Origin of the sequence: Alkalimonas collagenimarina, from assembly GCF_030717845.1 — a bacterium.
Classification (GTDB): Bacteria; Pseudomonadota; Gammaproteobacteria; order Enterobacterales; family Alteromonadaceae; genus Alkalimonas; species Alkalimonas collagenimarina.
The window spans coordinates 27,813-46,880 of record NZ_JAUZVZ010000006.1; the positions used below are offsets into that span (position 1 = coordinate 27,813).

Genomic DNA, 19,068 nt, shown 5'->3' on the forward strand with positions numbered 1-19,068 from the left:
TGAACCCCGAACAGTTCCGCCATACGATCTTGCGTTAACCAAATGGTTTCATCGCTCAGCAGCACCTCGACTTTAATGTCGCCATTAGGTGCGGTGTAGAGCAGGAATTCTGTAGTTTGCCCTTTTAGACTGAGCGACCTGGTCATAGTGTTCCTTCCTTGTATTTTCCTTTGGCTCTAATGAACATCAGTCCCTACCTCTTTCGAAAATCCGTATGTATTTTTTAAATGGTTAAGCAAGAACTTAACCGTTTGTTTTTCAGGCTCCGTCGGCTCAGCAAGTTCTTCGTTTGACAATGTTCGATGGCTGTAAAAGTTCATGACCAGCCTTGAGTATGACTGCTTGTTATCTGGCAATAAATCTGACCATTGTGGATAACCAAGAAAGTTTGCGGCTTTCTCATACAAGTTCCGGAGTAAAGTAAAATGATACCTTTGGACTTCATTACTCTCGATAGCCTGCTCAATCATTCGCTTTATATACAAGTGGTACGAAAAGCTTTTATTAGAATCACCTCTCTTATCTTCGATTTCGAAGGTGCCATCTTCAAACCGCCTAAGAATGTAACCAGTCTTAGCTTTTAACTCGTTGTATAAGACATTGTAAAAAAGAGGGTTATGAGTGGAGACGATAAACTTGAGCTCTGATTGGCTTGATCGTATTAGTTGAGCAAGATCAATAGCCAGCTCTATCAAGTGATTTTCGTCTAGAGAGCTGACTGGGTCATCAATAAACACGTATTCTAGCTGATCAAATTCACGCGTTTCACGTTGATCGGGCTCTGCGACGTTCAAGATTGTTATTACTTGATCAAGAAGCGTATAAAAAATACTCCAAATGAAATTACTTTCTTCACCTTTAGAGATTTTCATATTCCCGGAGTGCTCATCGTCTCCTCGCTCCATCGAGAAAGTCACCTCTGAAAATGCCTTAACTAAAATTTCTTTCCCGCTCTCATCTTTTAACTTGTAGTCTTGGTTAAATCTCGGAGTTAGCTTGTCATTCGAATAGCGCTGAAAGTTGGCAATGATATTTTGGTCTTGTCCTTGTTCCTTAAAGATCCAATCCGTGAATGAGTTAGGCTGAATTTTCAGCTTTGGTTCAGTATCGCTCTCAAGGTCATTATCCCAAAAGAAAAGATCTTCAGTGAAAGCGTTGTAATACAAGATTTTCTGCCGTGAGAGATTTGCTTCTCCCTCATCTGCATCAGACTCATTGTTGGACGCAATTAAATTTTTAAATACACGCGAAAGACGTGTCTTACCAGTTCCATTAAACGCGTATATGAGCTGGGCCTTTTTCGCCGAAGCCTGCAGCTGCTGCGCTATTTCCTGAAGCGTCTTGCTCATTTCATACCTCTACCTGTTCAAGCTTCGGAAAACTTAGTAGCAAATCACGGTAATACTCATACTGCTTTTGCCGTAGTTCGATTTCCCGGGGGAGACCTTCGGTGATGGAGTTGGTTAGAGCGTCGAATTTATCGAGTATCGACACTATCCTTTCTTGTTCCGTTAGTGAACGTGCGGGGTCATTAGGAAAAGGAATTGGAATCTGAAATCCCTTTATAATACCCGAGTTTAAATCCCCCCTTGCTCCCTGCCCCAAAGCTTTAAGGTTTTCATAATTGCAGCTTACCCAATGAAAAACATACCGATATAGAGCTTTTTCTGGGTCAACGTCTAAGCAACAACAATGCTGATTAGTCGTAAGCGGTATTTTGTTGATAGCCGAACGGCCAGCTGTCGCTCCTGATATCGCAACAATTACGCAGTTTTCGGGAATCCACTTAGTCGCTGAGTTCTTAAGTGCAGCTGGTGTTATCATTACATCTACACTTTCGATATCTGTGAACTTCACCTCTTGCGTTCTTAACCAAGGAATACTCCCTCCGTCGTAGTATTCAGGATTTCCTGCTGTAGGTGTACCGCCAGAATAAGACTTCTTAATGATATCCCCCAAGGGCTTCCACTCCACCTCGCTGTTCTCAAAGCTGAGCAATTTATCGCGATAGTAGTTGTATTGCTTTTTGCGTGCGCTAAGCTCGGCGGTGAGCTCGGCGGTGAGCTTGGTAAATGCATCCAAGATTCGGACTATTTCCGCTTGGATTTGCAGCGACTTTTCTGGGTTTTCAGGGCATGGGATTGGGATTGGATATTTTTTAAATCCATCCATTTCGACAGATGCAAAACTCGACTGAGTTGTATTTTTTGTGCACCATTCAGACAGTAAAAAGCAGTAATAATAAAGAAACTTAATATCTAACAGACTACCGTACTCGTTCTTTAAAGTAAGGCAGGTAAATCTCTGGTTAGCTAGAAAAGGGACTTTAATTAATGCGTGTTCTCCAATTGTTGCAGACGTAGACACAATTATTGAATTAGCTGGGAAGATCTTCCCGCTTTTTACGGCCTGATTCGAAACTTTCTGCAATGAATCGTTTAAGATACTTCCATTTTCGCGGAGATCATCCATTCGAAACCAAGGAATCGTGCCATTTTCCCAATACTCCTTTTTTGACTTCGAGGGTGTGTACCCATTTTTCAAATGAAAAACTTCAGAGAGTTCTTTCCACTCAACCGTGACCCCGCCTAGCAGCTTTTCGATAAAACTTAGCTCGCTCATCTTAGGCACCTTCAATCTCCGCCACAATCGCATCGATATCCGCACGCAACTGGTCAATCTTGGCAACAGTGGTTTTCAGCTCAGCATTTAGCTCGGTAATGTCGATAACTTCTCGGGTGTCTTTGGCTTCAACATAGCTGCTAACGGAAAGATTGTAGTCATTCTCTGCTACTTGCTCGAAGGGTACTGATTTTGCGAAGTGCTCGACATCGTCTTTTCTCTCGAACGCTTTGATAATCTGCTCGATGTGCTCATCGGTCAGTAGGTTGTTATTGGTTTCTTTCTTGAACAAGTTACTCGCGTCAATAAACTGCGTGGTGGTGTCTTGCTTATGCTTAGAGAGCACCAAAATATTTACAGCAATGGTGGTGCCAAAGAACAAGTTCGGCGCTAAGGAAATCACAGTTTCAACGTAGTTGTTGTCGACCAGGTACTTACGGATTTTCTGCTCGGTGCCGCCCCGATAAAAAATACCTGGGAAGCAGACAATAGCCGCTCGACCTTTGCTGGAAAGGTAACTGAGTGCGTGCAAAACAAAGGCAAAATCCGCTTTTGATTTAGGCGCGAGCACACCGGCTGGGGCAAAGCGCTCGTCGTTAATGAGTGTTGGGTCGTCGCTGCCAATCCACTTCACGGAATAAGGTGGGTTTGAGACAATGGCATCAAACGGCTTGTCGTCAAGAAAGCGCGGGTCGGTCAGGGTGTTGCCCAGCTGAATGTTGAACTTGTCGTAGTTGATGTTGTGCAAGAACATATTCATACGGGCAAGGTTGTAGGTGGTGTGGTTGATTTCCTGCCCGAAGTAACCGTCTTCAATATTGTGAACATTTAGATGCTTTCTGGCCTGCATCAGCAAAGAGCCAGAGCCTGCTGCCGGGTCATATATTTTATTGATGCTGCTCTGCCCATGAATGGCCAGTAGAGCTATTAGCTTAGACACATGCTGTGGGGTAAAGAACTCGCCACCCGACTTACCGGCATTGGCCGCATAGTTTGAAATTAAGTATTCATAAGCGTCGCCAAACAGGTCAATTTGGTTATCTTCAAAATTACCAAAATCTAAGCCCGCAACGCCTTTAAGCACATGCGCTAAACGCATATTTTTGTCTTTAACGGTGTTACCTAAGCGATTGCTAGTGGTGTCAAAGTCGGCAAACAAGCCTTTGATGTCTTGCTCAGAAGGATAGCCGTTAGCTGAGTTCTCAATCGAGCCGAAAATTCGAGCAAGCTCGGTGTTTAGGCTTACGCTGTTGTTGGCGTTTTTAGCCACGTTAACAAACAACTCGCTCGGGTAAATGAAGTAGCCTTTGGTTTTAATGGCATCGTCTTTGATTTCATCGGTAATAACCGAATCATCAAGCGATGTGTAATTGATGCTCTCGTCACCGTTCTCAATGTAAGCGGTGAAGTTCTCACTAATAAACCGGTAGAACAAGGTGCCGAGTACATACTGTTTAAAATCCCATCCATCTACTGAACCGCGAACATCATTGGCAATTGCCCAAATTTGGCGTTGCAGTGCGGCACGTTGTTGGTTGCTCGTCATTACTTGATACCTGCTTTAATTCGTTACATGTTTATTTTGCTCGGCTGAGCAACTATTTGCTTCAATACCTTTTATTGTTAAGGCAGCTGATGTTGTTCTTTGTTACCTGAAGAGCTTAATCATCCACCAGCTCAAGCAACTCACCAACTTCACAATCAAAATACCGACAAAGCGTTTCTATCACTGAAAAGTCGATGCGCTGTGCCGTCTCTTTATACAGCAGCGTGACGGTGTTTCTGTTCAATCCGGTGTCGCGCGCAACGTCCATAATTTTGAGTTTTCGCTCACCCATCATTCTTGCTAAATGACACTTAACCATAACCACCCCAAGAAAAAGTTATCCTAAATGACAAAAAGACATTGCAAATGTCATTATGCGTGCTAATATGTCACTTAGGATGGCAATTTGAACTGTTGAAATACGTATTGTCATCTAATCTATCACTAACAATAGGAGGATGCCATGTTAAATGACATGACATATTTAACGACCGACGAGCTTGCTAAACGTATCAAATACGACGCGCGCACCATTCGTGAGCAGTTGAAGGATTCTGTACTACTAGAGGGCGTCCACTACATTCGCCCATTTGGTGGACGCAAGATCTTGTTTGTCTGGGAGACTATTCAAAAGGACATGGTGAAGGCGTCGTCGGCAGGGATTTTCTTACCAATGGCGCGAGGAGGGATGGCGCATGGGTAGAGTGTATGCAAGAAAGGAAACGAACAAACTTTTCATGGATTTCAACTATCGCGGTAAGCGCTGCCGTGAACAAACTGAATTAAAGGACACGCCTGCAAATCGCAAAAAGGTAAAAGCATTTTTGGAGCGCGTTGAGGCTGAAATCACCTTGGGAACATTTGAATATGGGCGACATTTTCCAGACAGCCCGCGTGCAGAGAAGTTTAAATCACAGCAGTTGCATGGGCGTCAGCTCGAAACACCGCTGTTTTCTGGTTTTTCCCAAACTTGGTTTAGCGAAATGCAAATTCAGTGGCGCCCATCACATCAAGAAAAGGTGCAATCCACGCTTCGTATGCATTTATTACCGCATTTCGGAGAAAAGGAAGTTGGCTGCATCAGCAAAGCGGACATCTTAAAGTTTCGAGCATCCCTCGCCAAAGTGATCACTCGAAGCAATAAGCCATTATCATCGTCGCGGATAAACCACATCATGACACCATTGCGCATGATTCTGCATGAGGCAGCCAACCGATTCAATTTTAGCTCACCTTATGAGGGAATTAAATCACTGAAAGTGCCGCGCTCTGACGTAGAGCCATTCAGCATTGATGAAGTGCGGCTGATCTTGCAATCGGTGCGCCCAGACTTTAAAAGCTATTACACAGTCCGCTTCTTTACTGGTATGCGCACGGCAGAAGTGGATGGACTGCAGTGGGACGCAGTCGATTTTAATCGCCGCCAGGTCATTGTTAAACGGGCGTTAGTTCGAGGCATTATTCAAGAGACCAAAAACGACAGTTCATACAGAGCTATCGATATGAACGACCTCACAATGGAAGCACTTCAAGCACAGCAAAATGTAACGGGTGATCAACCATTCGTGTTTTGCAGCTCAGCAGGTACGCCGCTGTCGCATAATAACGTCACCAAGCGCGTGTGGTACCCACTATTGCGTTTTTTAGAGCTTCCTAAACGTCGGCCATATCAAACGCGGCACACGGCCGCCACGCTCTGGCTTGCTGCAGGAGAAAGCCCAGAATGGATAGCAAGACAGATGGGACACAGCACAACCGAGATGCTTTTCCGCGTTTACTCGCGTTATGTACCCAACCTAACACGTCAAGACGGCTCTGCTTTTGCTCGCCTGCTTAACGCTGAATTCTCAAATGTATAAGGTGAACACCATGGATAAATTTTATCGTAAAGAATTATATAAGCTCAAGATTCACCGTATGGCTAATACATTAATGCTTGGCTTCAGTATTAACAGCGACAATTCATTAGTTCTGGCACTGGGACATGGGAACGAGAAGAATAACTTCGAAGCCATGGTCCATTGGATCGAGCGTATCATTGACGAGCGCGAACTATCTCCAGAAGATCTTTGCATTACTGTATTCGTTCCGTTGCTCCAACGCGACCTACACGACTGGATATTCAGCCGTTACGAATTTTAAAGGGCAGACATGGCGTACGACCTTTACGTACGCCATGTCATACGACAGATCATGACAAATGAAAAATACCTAACAATTTCACAAGCCAGCGCTTACACCGGTTTGTCGCATCGAACCATTCAGTGCTACGACGCCACAAGTAAATTGCCATCGATAAAGGGCGACAGTGGCGTACGACAGATATCAGTGGGAGATTTGAAAACTTATGCAAAAACCACATCAAACGGTAAGAAAGATGGTCTGACGGGGATCTTGCTTGAAATTCTTGCATTGCTACCTTCGACAAGTATTGCGGCTTTAGCGCAGAAACAAGCACTCAGAGAAAGAACCGAAGAGCGACATTGATATGAATTAAGGAACAGCTGGCCTCCTAGTGTGCTTAGCTCTCAAGTATCGTTTTGTACGCTTGGACCAACTCAAGATTTACGACGTCTGTGATGACTGAGCAAGACTCATCTACTCTGTCTACCTTAGGGCAAAAGCGAGAACTAACTAGTACCTTTATGAACTAAGTTGGCATATTATATGAACTCAATAAATGACATATAATCTATTGATTAATAATCAATATTAGTATTTTAATTTGTATACTTAAAAATACTGTTTCTAGAAAGAATATTCAGCAAGCGTTAAAATTTTAGCATTCAGAGAAGCAAAGAGGACTCGAATGATGAATGAAATTACTAACGCTTTAAAAATTTTGGTTGAACTAGATGTAACCTTCCTAATTTTTATCACTACAACTTTTGGGCTAGCAGTGGCTGCACTTGCACTTTACGTAGTACTAAAAGTTGTAACGAGTCAGACAAAGGGGAACAGAAGACCATGAAGCAATGGGTCAAGATGCCGAGCGATTGGATAAAGGATGGTGAAGGAACGAAATTGCGGAGCTTGAAATGGCAAGGGGAAGAAAAATCGGATTACATTGCAGCTTTAATGCTATATCTGATTTTTGTACACCATGCCAACGATGAGATTACTACACAGTTCGATGAGGTCGGACGCTGCAGTATTACTTATGATGCCTTACTAGCAATCACTGGTCTCAGCAAAGCTAAAATATCTGGAGGTATTCAAGTTTTAAAGAGTCTCGAGTTGATTTTAGTTCTGCAAAACGGGAACCGAAATGTTTACGTGGTCAAAAATTATGGCGAGTTCTCAGGCTGGGCGAAGCTGCCTGCAAAGCGGCTTTATAGCAGAAGCATGAGCGAATTATCTGTATTTCAAAACTTCAAGCTCCGCTCGAAGGTCGAGCTGAATGCGTTAAAAATTTACCTGTTAATTCTTGCATTGCGAAACAATCATTCAAACGCAGCGTCAGTCAGCTATGAGAAAATTTCTACATATACAGGAGTGGCACGCAACGATATTAGGAAGGCTTTATCGTTTCTGGTTACGCAGGGGTTGGTGCATGTAGATCAGCACTCGACAGAGATTAATGAATACAGTACTTCAAGTAGATATAGGCCTTGCTTCATAGATGCATATAAGCATCAAGGAACGTCAGGGCGTGTACCTAAATGATCGCAACTATAGCTGGTTAAATCGCGTGAATAGTTGCTTTAGGAGGGTTTATATCCCTGAAATCTTATTGAGGGTATGGTGTTATTATGGGAGAAAGGTCACAGCGTTACGTCGCCTCGGGTAAATTGCCATCGATAAAGAACGACAGTGGCGTACGACATATACCAGTACTTGCGTTAAAGCCCTATGCAAAAGTAGAGTGTTTGAGTGAACGGGTGAGGGATGAGCAGCTTAAACAGCTCCTACTTGAAGTCCTAGAGCTGATTCCTACGAACGACATTGCAGCGATATCGAAGAAACAGCGGCTGAGGGAAATGATCAATCAGCTGGGCAGTTCGCAGGGATAGTTCGTTATTTAGCTTTCTTTACCGCCTTGAGCTTATTAATTTTGCTGAGCAAATCTTCAAAGCAGCCTTCACAGAAATCAAACTGAAACTTTTCACCGTCACGCTTCGAGCCATAACCAAATTCAGCAACTAGGCGAGCATACTCGGCAAAGCTATCAAGGTTCGCCATGTTGTTTTTCTGAGCCTCGTTCACCACGCTCTGCCCGCAAATATCGCAGGTAATATCTGAAACCACTCGGGTTACTTGGACTGAATGTTCTTTCATCGGACTTTCCTCGATTGTTAAATCAAGAGCCTGGCTATTGAATTTCGGCCAACGGTTGTATCCAACCTCGGGAGCATTCGAGCGGAACTGGCGGATAAATTCAACCTCTTTTGCCGACAACTCCGCTTCGGAACAATCCTCTGACTCCCAAAGGATTTGCTTGCGAATCGTCTAGTCTTGACGGACCGACTTGGGAAGCATGGCAAAATCATCATTGATAACCTGCATGTCTGGGCTGCCAAAGTAGCGGTAGCTGCCAACGCTATCCTTTCCAATGTATATCTTGCCCGTAGGATAGGTGATTTTGTAGATCTGCTTCATTAATATAAACGAGTTTTAATTTGATAACGTTCGTCGATAAAGGGCGTGTTTGGTTAACTTATTAAGTGTATTTCTCGAACCAAACTTCTTCCATCTCTGCCAGTAACTCGTTTCCACCTAATATTCGATCATGTTTTTTAAGTAATGAATTGATTAATTTGGTCAGTTCGATCAGGGCCGAGTGAATTTCACCTAACCAGACATCACTACCTATTGTGTCGTAATAGAGCTCTTCTTTATTGCCCCTAAAATCCCACGCGTCAAGTCTGTACCGAAGTCCTACGGGCAAATTATCAAGCTTCAGCAAGGGAACCTCATATTGTTCAATCCAATCCTGCGGCAGATGTGGCTTCGCTTTCGCAATCATTTTTTCGATTTTGTGACCAAACTTCTCTATCCAATTAATAATTCTTTTTCCTTTTCTATCTTGATGTTCATGGTAGCTGATAAAAGACTTTAGAATCGCTTCGATGCCCATGCGTAAATCGATAAAGCACTTAGCCCTTCTGGATCGGGGAGTATAGAAAAGAGGTCCTTCACTGTTGATGCAATGCTTGTATCGAACTTCAAAATCTATCGCGTCATGTAGAAAGTGGCTGGAAATATCCAGATAATTTGGTCGTGTTGCTTCTTTTGTCATATTCAGAGTGCCTCGTGCACTTATTATTCGTATTTATCGTTGAACTTGGGAATCCAGAAGCTTCCGTCGGAGTATGCGGCAAACGGGCATGTTTGGGCTGATTTATGATAGGCAGCAACACCTTCCAGCGTGTTCTCGGCAACAATTTGGAAGAAACCAGTCGGATAAAGCAGCTCCCAACTATTTGTGAATATAAGTCCCGTACTTAGGCAACCTTCATCAATTTGTGATATCTGCTGATAGAACGGAATACTCGTTTTTACGTTATACTCCAAAGCTCTCCCCGGGATGCGATACTCATGCATTAGGGAGTTTCTATACTGCCAAAGCAGATTTTTGTGCGTAAGCTTATCCCAAGAGCTTCCGCCTAGCTTGATTGGCTGATTCATCTCATCATGAGGCCACAGAGCTAAAACATCTTCAGGCATCGGATCTTTTGCGATATCAATTCGTGCTGAAAGATCGCTCTCGCTTGTTGCAAAATTACGGCTTATAACATCCTCTGCCCAAGTATTTAGATCTGCGAATTGCACATCATTTTGTTGTTCGATCTCAATCGCGCGCTTTAAGTGGAGCAGGCTAATCCGGTCACAATCCAACCAGTTTGCAGAGGTCTTTACAGTCTGCTGGAAGCGAGTCCCGTTGGTTTTCTTATCTGGAAAGCGGCTTTTTGCTAAGGAGTCAATGATTGAGCAGAGGAGGATTTTTGCATGGACCCCTTGGTTTTCGAGGTTGTTTGTCGACACTGCGGCAGTGATCATGGCTTTATTAAATTCGATGAATCGATTTATCTTTTTTTCAAGAGTTTCGGTCATACAATGTTTCCTCTTGCTAACTCTGTACTCACCGGAAATACTGAGCGCATGCGAGTTATCTTTCCCGATCCAGTAACTCGTTATACGAATAATTAATCCGAGCTATCGACTGGAAACTCTACTTTAAAAAACTCTGGGTCAGGTTTAACAACGGCAAGAAGTGGGCCGGGCATGCGCTCGGTAATAGAAAGGCTTAGAATTTCAGCCGACTTTGATTTTGCGATAACTAGGTAATTTTCAGTGAGAAATTGCTTTGGCTCATTTCTATCTGCCTGTTCATACCATCTGCATATTTCGGCGGAAACAGATTCTGATCCGGGTTCGCCAAAAGTCAGATTAATGCTTTCTAATGCTTCTCTTAAACGTTCCTGCACTTTAAGGCCCCTTTTCGTCTAGCATTGGTATTGCGACGCATGCACACTATCCCAAATCACCGAGCACGCACTTTAACAGTCTAAAATAGGGGAGTTTGCGAAAAGCCATTCCATGAATAGAAGCCAAGACTAGGCTTCCTGAAATCGCGCTCATCTAACTCCCTGAAAACGCTTTATCTACTCCACGACACTACAAGATTATTTAGGTTTGAGCAAATATTAGCCAGCGCAAAGCGTTACGACGGAAATGGAGGGTAAAGGTCAAAAAATCGAATCTCAAAAACCCAACCTGAAAACTCTGCCACAGATTTGCCACGTATATGTCACAGACCATTTTTCGGCGAGTTTTAGCGAATTTGGGCAAAGGTCATCAGTGCTTTGAAGATGACTTCAACTCATGAAAAGAAAAGTAATGGGATTTGAAGGGGGAATGCGCTGAAAGTCTTTGATGGCGCGCCCGAGAGGATTCGAACCTCTGACCTCCGCCTCCGGAGGGCGGCGCTCTATCCAGCTGAGCTACGGGCGCATATTCTAAATTTTGACTTCAACTCTCAACACCGTTTTTCCGTCCGACTTTTACCTCCGGAGGGCAGCGCTCTATCCAGCTGAGCTACGGGTGCTTTTGCAACACTGGGTCACAAGCAGCGCATTATAGACAGGGTTGGCAGCTAAGTCTATTGCCTGACTGTGCATTTTTCGTGCGAACAGTGTTTTTAGCCTGTTTAGCCCATTTTGCATTATAAAATAGCCTTTTACTTTGCACCGACAGTTCAAGCCGTTATGCTATTCAGTACTACCGCTTGGGAGCCTGCATGCAGAAAAACATGAAACTGCTTTCTTATTGGCAAGTAGCCTTGTTATTGGGCTGTATACTGCTATCTACATTGCTTACCGAGCAATTGGTTCGTCAGGATATCGCCTATGCGCGTGGCCAGCAGTTGGAGCAACAGGTAGCGAATGCCGGCCATATTCGCTCTTTTCTGGAAACGGAATTAAACCGGGCGCTGCACCTTAATTTTGGTTTATCCGCCTATATTCAAGCAAAAAGTGGCGATGTCACTGCAGAAGAGTTTGATTTGCTACTGCCGGAGCTTGTCAAGCAAGGTCTTTACATTCGGAATATAGGTATAGCACCGGGCAATGTGTTGAGCTATGTCCATCCCATTGAAGGCAATGAAGGTGCGATTGGGTTGTATTATCCGGATATTCCCGAGCAGTGGCCTGCAGTTAAAGCTATTATTGATAATCGTCAGGGTCGTTTGGTTGGGCCTGTGCAGTTGATGCAAGGCGGTGTTGGTTTTATTCACCGCGTCCCTGTTTTTATTCAGGACGATTACTGGGGTATTGTCAGTATTGTGGTTGATCCCAACACCTTGTGGCAGGAGCTTCAGCTGATCGCTGATCGCTATGGCATTGATGCCGCCCTTCGAACCAAGTTAGACGATGGCCAGTTCAGCGCCGGTTTTTTTGGTCCGACCTGGCTGTTTTATGACGACAGCTTGCTGCTGACGCTGTCTATCCGAGGGGCGGAGTGGCAGTTGGCTATTCGCTCTACCGACCCTTTACGTACAAGGGCGCTTGAGATCCGCGTCATGGGCTACTCGGTATCGCTTTTGCTTTTAGCGTTACTCGGCTGGCTGACGTTTTCTCGCCGACAATTGCAAAATTCTACGCATCAACTGAAGTTACAACAGCAATACCTTACTACCGTGATGGATAACGTCGCTGATGCCATTGTCACTACTGATGCTTCTGGTCATATCGAGCAAATCAATCAAGCTGCATCCGATATTTTTGGCTTGGATATGTCGCAATTGCAAGGCGTGCATTGGTGCTCGCTGCTATATGATCCAACCGAGCAAGATGCTTTATTAGCGGCAACAACATCGGCTCACAAAGCCGTGATCACGCAAGGCCGTGATCACTTTGATCAGGCTTTCCCGCTCTCGATTTCTCGCTCTGAGGTCGATTTTAATCAACTGAAAAAGCACGTCATTCTGCTGCGGGATATGACCGAGCAACACAAGGTTGATCGCTTGAAGTCGGAGTTTGTCTCTACCGTAAGTCATGAGCTGCGCACGCCATTAACATCCATCAATGGCAGTATCGGCCTGGTACTGGGTGGAGTACTGGGCGCGGTTACCCCGCAGGTCAAACAACTGCTGCAAACCGCCTACAACAACTGTGCTGCGCTCACCCGACTTATCAATGATTTGCTGGATATTGAGAAATTAGAAGCTGGAAAAGTCAGCTTTGAGTTTCAACAAGTACGGCTGGATGATGTGTTGCAAAGTGCCATCGCCGCGAACCAGCCTTTGGCGCAATCGGCACAGATTTCCTTGAAATTGGTTTGTCTGGCACAGAATGTCCGGGTGTATATTGATCCCGCTCGCTTACAACAAGTACTGACCAACCTTATCTCCAATGCCATTAAGTTCGCACCGAAAGAGAGTGAAGTCGTACTGCAGTTGAGTGTGGACCAGTCGCAAGCTCGGGTCGAAGTGCTGGATGATGGTATTGGAGTGCCGGAGCACTTTCAAAATCAGCTATTCCAGAAATTTGCGCAAGCGGATAGTTCAGATAGAAAACAACAGCAAGGGACGGGCCTTGGTCTCGCTATCTGTCGGGCACTGGTGGAGCAAATGGATGGCGAGATTGGTTATCAAAAGCGACACCCCATCGGCAGCTGCTTCTTCTTTGCATTTCCTCGGGTGGAACCGCTGGAAAGCACGGAATACAACCACTCGACCTGAGTAGTAACCATTTAATGGCAAACTAGAGATCTTTGCCCTTTTTTTTGGCATACTCGGTGGGATTACCTGCCGGTTCGCGTGGTTTCAGTATGCAGGTAGACCATCGAAAACAATAATGATGCAGCGGCACAACGTGCACTGCCACACTTCGTCCCGAAGGAGACTTTTTATGCGTAAGACCTTAATCGCAACAGCGATAGGAGCTGCCCTTGCTCTATCCGCTTGTTCTGAGCAGCCAAGCTCGCCACAAGATTTATCTGCCGATACCGCCGTTGAAGCCATGGTAGATGTCGTCGCTGAAAACCCATTTTTCCAGTCAAGTGCCTTGCAGTATGAAGCACCTGATTTCGGTTTAATTGATGATGAGCATTTTATTCCTGCCTTTGAAGAAGGCATGAAGCAGCATATGGCTGAGATTGAAGCCATTGCCAACAACCCTGAGCCTGCCACCTTTGAAAACACCGTGGTCGCCATGGAAAAAAGTGGTGAATTGCTAACACGGGTGTCCCGGGTCTTTTTTAACTTATCCGGTACCGATAGCAACGAAAAGCGCCGCGAGATCCAGCGTGAATTATCGCCGAAATTGTCTGCTCACTCCGATAATATTAACCTAAATCCAGAACTTTTTGCCCGGGTCGAAGCCATTTACAACCAGCGTGACTCGCTCGGTTTAGACAGCGAATCTGCCCGTTTGCTGGATATCTACTACGATCGCTTTGTACGCTCTGGCGCAACCTTGACCGAAGAGCAGCAGGTGAAAATACGTGCGCTGAATGAAGAGCACTCCAACCTGACCACGCAATTCTCGCAAAATCAGCTGGCTATCACTAGCGCCATTGCAGTCGTGGTAGATGACGTAGAAGAGCTGGATGGTTTATCCGACAGCCAAATCCGTGCTGCAGCCAATGCTGCGCAAGCAGCTGGCCACGAAGGCAAGTATTTGCTCAGCATCACCAATACCACTCGCCAGCCAATCTTAACCTCGTTGAATAACCGCGAGTTACGCCAACGCGTTTGGGAGGCATCAGCCTTCCGTGGTACTTCAGGTGAGTTGGATAACCGGCCTATCGTCTCCCGGCTGGCACAAATTCGTGCCGAGCGCGCCAACTTGTTAGGTTACCCGGATTGGGCCACCTATCAGCTGGAAAATACCATGGCTGAAACGCCAGAAAATGTATTGAACATGCTAAGCAGCATGGTCCCAGCCGTTGTTGCCAACACGGAGCAAGAGCAAGCCGATATTCAAGAGATGATCCGCCGTCATGGTGGCGACTTCGATGTGCAGCCTTGGGATTGGGAATACTACGCCGAATTGGTACGCCAGGAAAAATACGATTTGGATGAAAGTGAAGTCAAACAGTACTTTGAATTCAATCGTGTGCTACATGATGGCGTGTTCTATACCATGAATCGCCTGTACGGTATCCGCTTTGAACCACGGCCAGATCTGCCGGTGTACCATGAAGATGTCGAAGCCTATGAGGTGTTTGATCACGATGGTACCAGCCTCGCTATTTTCTATGCCGATTACTTTGCCCGTGAAGGCAAACGTGGTGGAGCCTGGATGAGTGCATTCGTCAGCCAATCACACCTGCTGGACAAAAAACCGGTGGTAGTGAATGTGATGAACATTCCAAAAGCACCAGACGGCGAGCCGACCTTAATCAGCTATGATCATACCACCACCATCTTCCACGAATTGGGCCATGGTATTCACGGTATGTTCTCGAACGTGAACTTCCCTACGCTGGCAGGTACATCGGTATCACGCGATTTCGTCGAGTTCCCTTCAACCTTTGAAGAAGACTGGGCTGCGTACCCTGAAGTACTGGCGAACTATGCGAAGCATTACGAAACCGGTGAGGCTATCCCCGATGAGCTGCTGGAAAAAATCATGCAATCACGTAGCTTCAACCAAGGCTTTGATACGCTGGAATACATTGCAGCTTCTTTCCTCGATATGGAATGGCATATGCTTAGTGGTGATCAACCGGCTCAGGATGTAGAGACTTTTGAAGCCGCTGCATTGGCGAAGCATGGTGTCGATATGTCTGCCGTACCGCCACGCTATAAGTCAACCTTCTTTAACCACTCCATTGGTGGTGGTTATTCGGCTGGCTACTATGCGTATATGTGGAGTGAGATTTTGGCAGCTGATGCCTTTGCCTACGTGCAAAGCCAAGGTGGCCTGACCCGTGAAAACGGCGATCATTACCGTAAGAATATTCTGGAAGTGGGCAACACCCGTCCTACCATGGAGTCGTACATTCAGTTCCGTGGCCAGGAGCCGACTACAGAAGCACTGTTGATCCGTCGTGGTTTGAAAACACAAATCGATTGATCTGCGATTAAGTAACCGCATCAAGCCAGCCGCTCAGGCTGGCTTTTTTATGCTCTATGATTAATGCCCTATCACTTTAACCATAAAAAAACGCAGCCATGGTGGCTGCGTTTTTTAGACGGGATTGCATTTAATGCATTACAACTGAGGGCCGGCTGCGACCAGGGCTTTGCCTTCGTCGTTGTCAGTAAACTTCTCGAAGTTGTTGATAAAGCGCTTGGCCAGATCTTTTGCCTTTGCATCCCACTCGGCTGCATCAGCATAAGTGTTGCGTGGGTCCAGAATACCATCTTCAACATCATGTAAATGCGTCGGTACCGCCATATTGAAATACGGCAACTGCACAAACTCTGCGTTTTCAATGCTGCCATCTAAAATGGCATCAATGATAGCGCGGGTCGCTTTAATGGAAATACGCTTGCCAGAACCGTTCCAGCCAGTGTTCACCAGATAGGCTTCAGCACCAGCTGCTTCCATCCGTTTTACCAGTACTTCTGCATACTTGGTTGGGTGCAATGATAAGAAAGCAGCACCAAAGCAGCTGGAGAAGGTTGGCGTTGGCTCAGTAATACCACGCTCAGTTCCGGCTAATTTGGCGGTAAAGCCAGACAGGAAGTGATACTTGGTTTGTTCTTTGGTGAGCTTTGCAACCGGAGGTAGTACACCAAAAGCATCCGCCGTTAAGAAAATCACTTTTTTTGCATGGCCCGCTTTGGACACTGGCTTGACGATATTGTCGATGTGGTGAATAGGGTAAGATACCCGGGTATTCTCCGTTTTCGAACCATCATCAAAGTCGATGGTGTTATCTGGTCGTACCGTGACGTTCTCCAGCAACGCATCGCGACGAATGGCATTGAAAATATCAGGCTCGTTTTCTTTCGACAGATTGATGGTTTTGGCGTAACAGCCCCCTTCAAAATTGAAGATACCATCGTCATCCCAGCCGTGTTCATCATCACCTATCAACTGACGCTTCGGATCGGTTGATAAGGTGGTTTTACCGGTACCAGATAAACCAAAGAATACCGCTACATCACCTGCTGATCCAACATTGGCAGAACAATGCATAGACGCAATGCCCTGCAATGGCAGGTAGTAGTTCATCATGGAGAACATGCCTTTCTTCATTTCGCCGCCGTACCAGGTTCCACCAATCAGCTGGATACGCTCAGTCAGGTTAAAGGCGACGAAGTTCTCTGAGTTCAGGCCATGCTTCTGCCAGTCTGGATTGGTGCATTTGGCACCATTCATCACGACGAAATCAGGCTGGTAAGTTTTCAGCTCGTCATCCGTTGGCCGAATAAACATGTTTTTCACGAAGTGGGCCTGCCAGGCAACTTCGGTGATAAAGCGCACAGCAAGGCGAGTATCAGCATTGGCACCGCAATAGGTATCGACCACAAACAAACGTTTGCCAGACAACTGCGTCGTCACTAAGCCTTTTAAATCGGCCCATACTTCTGGTGTGATTGCTTTGTTGTCATTTTTACCCTGATCAGCCCACCACAAGGTATCGCGCGTGGTGTCATCGCGGACGATGTACTTGTCTTTCGGTGAACGGCCAGTAAAAATACCAGTATCCACAGCGACAGCGCCCAGACTAGTAACTTTTCCCTGCTCATAACCTTCGAGATCTGCCCGGGTTTCTTCGGCAAATAACTGATCATAACTGGGGTTATAAACGACTTCCGTGACATCTGTGATGCCATATTGGCTCAGATCCAGATCGGACATGATGTAGGCTCCTAAGGGTACTGTAGATAAGGGTGCAGTCTCTAGGCGGACTTAAAATTCATTTTATGATGTGTCTGACAGCTCCGCTGCCTAAAAAACACCCGAGCATAATACCGTTTTTGAGCTGGAAAAGATAGGTTTTGATCGCGTAGAAATGCTGCCATATCAAGGCATGCCGCGGCCTATGCTGATTTATCGCATATTTATTCAGTGTTATGCAGTTACTTTTTGTGGCTGAGTTTGAAAACTTACTGTGGTTGGATCAGTTTTGGCCAGGGCAAATCAGCTTGCCCCATAACAACAAAGTCAGGATTGGCCAGACTTTCACGCTGATTGTAACTCAGCGGAGCAAAGCTGCTATCGAGAATTTTGCCACCGGCCTCTTCCACAATAATATGCACCGCACCGGTATCCCATTCACCGGTAGGGCCAAGACGAACATAACAATCCGCTCCCCCTTCTGCGACCAGACAACTCTTTAACGAGCAACTGCCAAGCGCAATGTATTCCACTTGCTGACCTGGGGGTAACAACTGCTCGATGCGTTCGCGTGGTTGCCGTCGACTGACAGCAACCCGAAGTGGCGCGTCGATATGATGCTGATGTACCTGAATGCGACGTATTTTTGAACCACGTTGTTTAAAAGCACCATGACCACGAGTGGCGTAATACAACACCTGCTCTTTTGGCCAATAAATCACGCCAAGAGCTGGCCAGCCATGCTCTACCAAAGCAATACTCACCGCAAAGTCACCACTACGGGCAACAAACTCTTGAGTGCCATCCATCGGATCAATCAACCAATAGCGTGGCCAGTGTTGTCGCTGAGCGAGTGGCAGTAACTGCACTTCTTCGGAGATAATCGGGATATCAGGCGTGATCAGCCCAAGATGCTGCATGATAATATCATTAGCAGCTATATCGGCCGTGGTGACAGGGCTTTCATCGGCTTTGGTTTTTTCCTGATAATCCCCACTCTGATAAAGCCGCCACAACGTATCGCCCGCTTCGCGGGCTGCAGTTTTAATCGGTTCAAGCAGTGAGCTCAAAAACATCAGGATTCCTTGCCAAATAGGCATCAGCCAAAAACAGGGCCGCCACGCTTCTTGCTTCGGTAAAGTCAGCTTGTTGCAATAACTCGGTGATACGGTGTCGTGGCCAACGTGTTAATTCCAACGGCTCTGGCTCGTCGCCTGTTAAATGTTCTTCATACAAATCAAGCGCCAACACTATATGCATTGTAGCATTAAAATAGCCGGGTGCCAGAGCAAGCGACTTCAGAGTGATAAAACGACGGGCGCCAAAACCAATTTCTTCTTTCAACTCACGGTTAGCAGCCATCAGCGCATCTTCGCCCGGATCAATCAGACCTTTCGGAAAGCCCAGTTGGTAATCATGAGTACCGGCGCAATATTCACGTACCAGATAAAAATGCTCCGGGTCCGGGCAGGCCACCACCATCACGGCACCGCGGCCACTGCCACGCATGCGCTCGTAGGTACGCTCTTCGCCATTGCTGAAGCGAAGTTGTAGTTGCTCAATCTTAAACAATCGGCTTTGAGCGACAATTTCTTGCTCCAGAATATCGGGTTTTTGTTTTTCAAGCTTTGATTCAGCCATGAGACTCCCTCTGCTACAATA

At 45.8% G+C, this 19,068-nt stretch carries 19 protein-coding genes and 1 tRNA gene; 8 read left to right on the forward strand and 12 right to left on the reverse strand.

Annotated elements, in window-relative coordinates; genetic code table 11:
* Positions 1-176: 176 nt before the first annotated feature.
* From Q3O60_RS05240 to Q3O60_RS05255, 4 genes are all read right to left on the reverse strand, one after another.
* On the reverse strand, positions 177-1,349 hold the full coding sequence (locus Q3O60_RS05240) for an ATP-binding protein (protein ID WP_305892853.1): 1,173 nt from the start codon (positions 1,347-1,349) through the stop codon (positions 177-179).
* A 1-nt stretch (position 1,350) separates the two neighbouring features.
* A complete protein-coding gene (locus tag Q3O60_RS05245; protein ID WP_305892854.1) occupies positions 1,351-2,622 on the reverse strand; it encodes a restriction endonuclease subunit S in 1,272 nt (423 codons plus the stop codon).
* Position 2,623: 1 nt separating this feature from the next.
* Entirely contained in the window at positions 2,624-4,168 is a 1,545-nt protein-coding gene (locus Q3O60_RS05250) for a type I restriction-modification system subunit M (protein ID WP_305892855.1), read from the reverse strand.
* 115 nt (positions 4,169-4,283) lie between these two features.
* Positions 4,284-4,487 (reverse strand): helix-turn-helix domain-containing protein, encoded by a 204-nt coding sequence (locus Q3O60_RS05255; protein ID WP_290563758.1) that lies wholly within the window; start codon positions 4,485-4,487, stop codon positions 4,284-4,286.
* Positions 4,488-4,631: 144 nt separating this feature from the next.
* Between Q3O60_RS05255 and Q3O60_RS05260 the strand changes: the two genes are divergently transcribed.
* The 6 genes from Q3O60_RS05260 to Q3O60_RS05285 all read left to right on the forward strand — a co-directional run bounded on the left by Q3O60_RS05260 (position 4,632) and on the right by Q3O60_RS05285 (position 7,834).
* Complete coding sequence (locus Q3O60_RS05260; RefSeq protein WP_290563759.1) at positions 4,632-4,871, forward strand: hypothetical protein; 240 nt, start codon at positions 4,632-4,634, stop codon at positions 4,869-4,871.
* Positions 4,864-6,027, forward strand: coding sequence for an Arm DNA-binding domain-containing protein (locus tag Q3O60_RS05265; protein WP_305892856.1), 1,164 nt, complete (start codon positions 4,864-4,866; stop codon positions 6,025-6,027). The genes Q3O60_RS05260 and Q3O60_RS05265 overlap by 8 nt, the downstream gene beginning before the upstream one ends.
* Positions 6,028-6,037: 10 nt before the next feature.
* On the forward strand, positions 6,038-6,310 hold the full coding sequence (locus Q3O60_RS05270; RefSeq protein ID WP_305892857.1) for a hypothetical protein: 273 nt from the start codon (positions 6,038-6,040) through the stop codon (positions 6,308-6,310).
* Between the two features lie 51 nt (positions 6,311-6,361).
* Entirely contained in the window at positions 6,362-6,655 is a 294-nt protein-coding gene (locus Q3O60_RS05275; RefSeq protein ID WP_305892858.1) for a hypothetical protein, read from the forward strand.
* A gap of 322 nt (positions 6,656-6,977) precedes the next feature.
* Positions 6,978-7,139 (forward strand): hypothetical protein, encoded by a 162-nt coding sequence (locus tag Q3O60_RS05280; RefSeq protein ID WP_305892859.1) that lies wholly within the window; start codon positions 6,978-6,980, stop codon positions 7,137-7,139.
* Positions 7,136-7,834 carry a helix-turn-helix domain-containing protein gene (locus Q3O60_RS05285; RefSeq protein WP_305892860.1) on the forward strand — a complete coding sequence of 233 codons (699 nt, stop codon included), beginning with the start codon at positions 7,136-7,138 and terminating at the stop codon, positions 7,832-7,834. Before Q3O60_RS05280 ends, Q3O60_RS05285 begins: the two co-directional genes overlap by 4 nt.
* A 351-nt stretch (positions 7,835-8,185) precedes the next feature.
* Here Q3O60_RS05285 and Q3O60_RS17685 read toward each other — a convergent pair whose 3' ends face one another.
* From Q3O60_RS17685 to Q3O60_RS05310, 5 genes are all read right to left on the reverse strand, one after another.
* A complete protein-coding gene (locus Q3O60_RS17685) occupies positions 8,186-8,566 on the reverse strand; it encodes a hypothetical protein (protein ID WP_369812635.1) in 381 nt (126 codons plus the stop codon).
* Positions 8,567-8,828: 262 nt separating this feature from the next.
* Positions 8,829-9,407 (reverse strand): hypothetical protein, encoded by a 579-nt coding sequence (locus Q3O60_RS05295; RefSeq protein ID WP_305892861.1) that lies wholly within the window; start codon positions 9,405-9,407, stop codon positions 8,829-8,831.
* 23 nt (positions 9,408-9,430) lie between these two features.
* Complete coding sequence (locus Q3O60_RS05300; protein WP_305892862.1) at positions 9,431-10,222, reverse strand: hypothetical protein; 792 nt, start codon at positions 10,220-10,222, stop codon at positions 9,431-9,433.
* A gap of 92 nt (positions 10,223-10,314) precedes the next feature.
* Complete coding sequence (locus Q3O60_RS05305) at positions 10,315-10,596, reverse strand: hypothetical protein (protein ID WP_305892863.1); 282 nt, start codon at positions 10,594-10,596, stop codon at positions 10,315-10,317.
* Positions 10,597-11,045: 449 nt separating this feature from the next.
* Positions 11,046-11,122: transfer RNA gene (locus Q3O60_RS05310), tRNA-Arg, on the reverse strand.
* Positions 11,123-11,420: 298 nt separating this feature from the next.
* On the opposite strand from Q3O60_RS05310, the gene Q3O60_RS05315 reads away from it, so the two are divergent.
* Positions 11,421-13,349 (forward strand): ATP-binding protein, encoded by a 1,929-nt coding sequence (locus Q3O60_RS05315; protein WP_305892864.1) that lies wholly within the window; start codon positions 11,421-11,423, stop codon positions 13,347-13,349.
* Positions 13,350-13,518: 169 nt separating this feature from the next.
* Positions 13,519-15,690 (forward strand): M3 family metallopeptidase, encoded by a 2,172-nt coding sequence (locus Q3O60_RS05320; RefSeq protein WP_305892865.1) that lies wholly within the window; start codon positions 13,519-13,521, stop codon positions 15,688-15,690.
* A gap of 138 nt (positions 15,691-15,828) precedes the next feature.
* On the opposite strand, the gene pckA is transcribed toward Q3O60_RS05320, so the two are convergent.
* The 3 genes from pckA to nudE all read right to left on the reverse strand — a co-directional run bounded on the left by pckA (position 15,829) and on the right by nudE (position 19,047).
* Entirely contained in the window at positions 15,829-17,427 is a 1,599-nt protein-coding gene (gene pckA / locus Q3O60_RS05325) for a phosphoenolpyruvate carboxykinase (ATP) (RefSeq protein ID WP_305892866.1), read from the reverse strand.
* Positions 17,428-17,675: 248 nt separating this feature from the next.
* Positions 17,676-18,482, reverse strand: coding sequence for a 3'(2'),5'-bisphosphate nucleotidase CysQ (gene cysQ / locus Q3O60_RS05330; RefSeq protein ID WP_305892867.1), 807 nt, complete (start codon positions 18,480-18,482; stop codon positions 17,676-17,678).
* Entirely contained in the window at positions 18,460-19,047 is a 588-nt protein-coding gene (gene nudE / locus Q3O60_RS05335) for an ADP compounds hydrolase NudE (protein WP_305892868.1), read from the reverse strand. The genes cysQ and nudE overlap by 23 nt, the downstream gene beginning before the upstream one ends.
* Between the last annotated feature and the right edge of the window lie 21 nt (positions 19,048-19,068).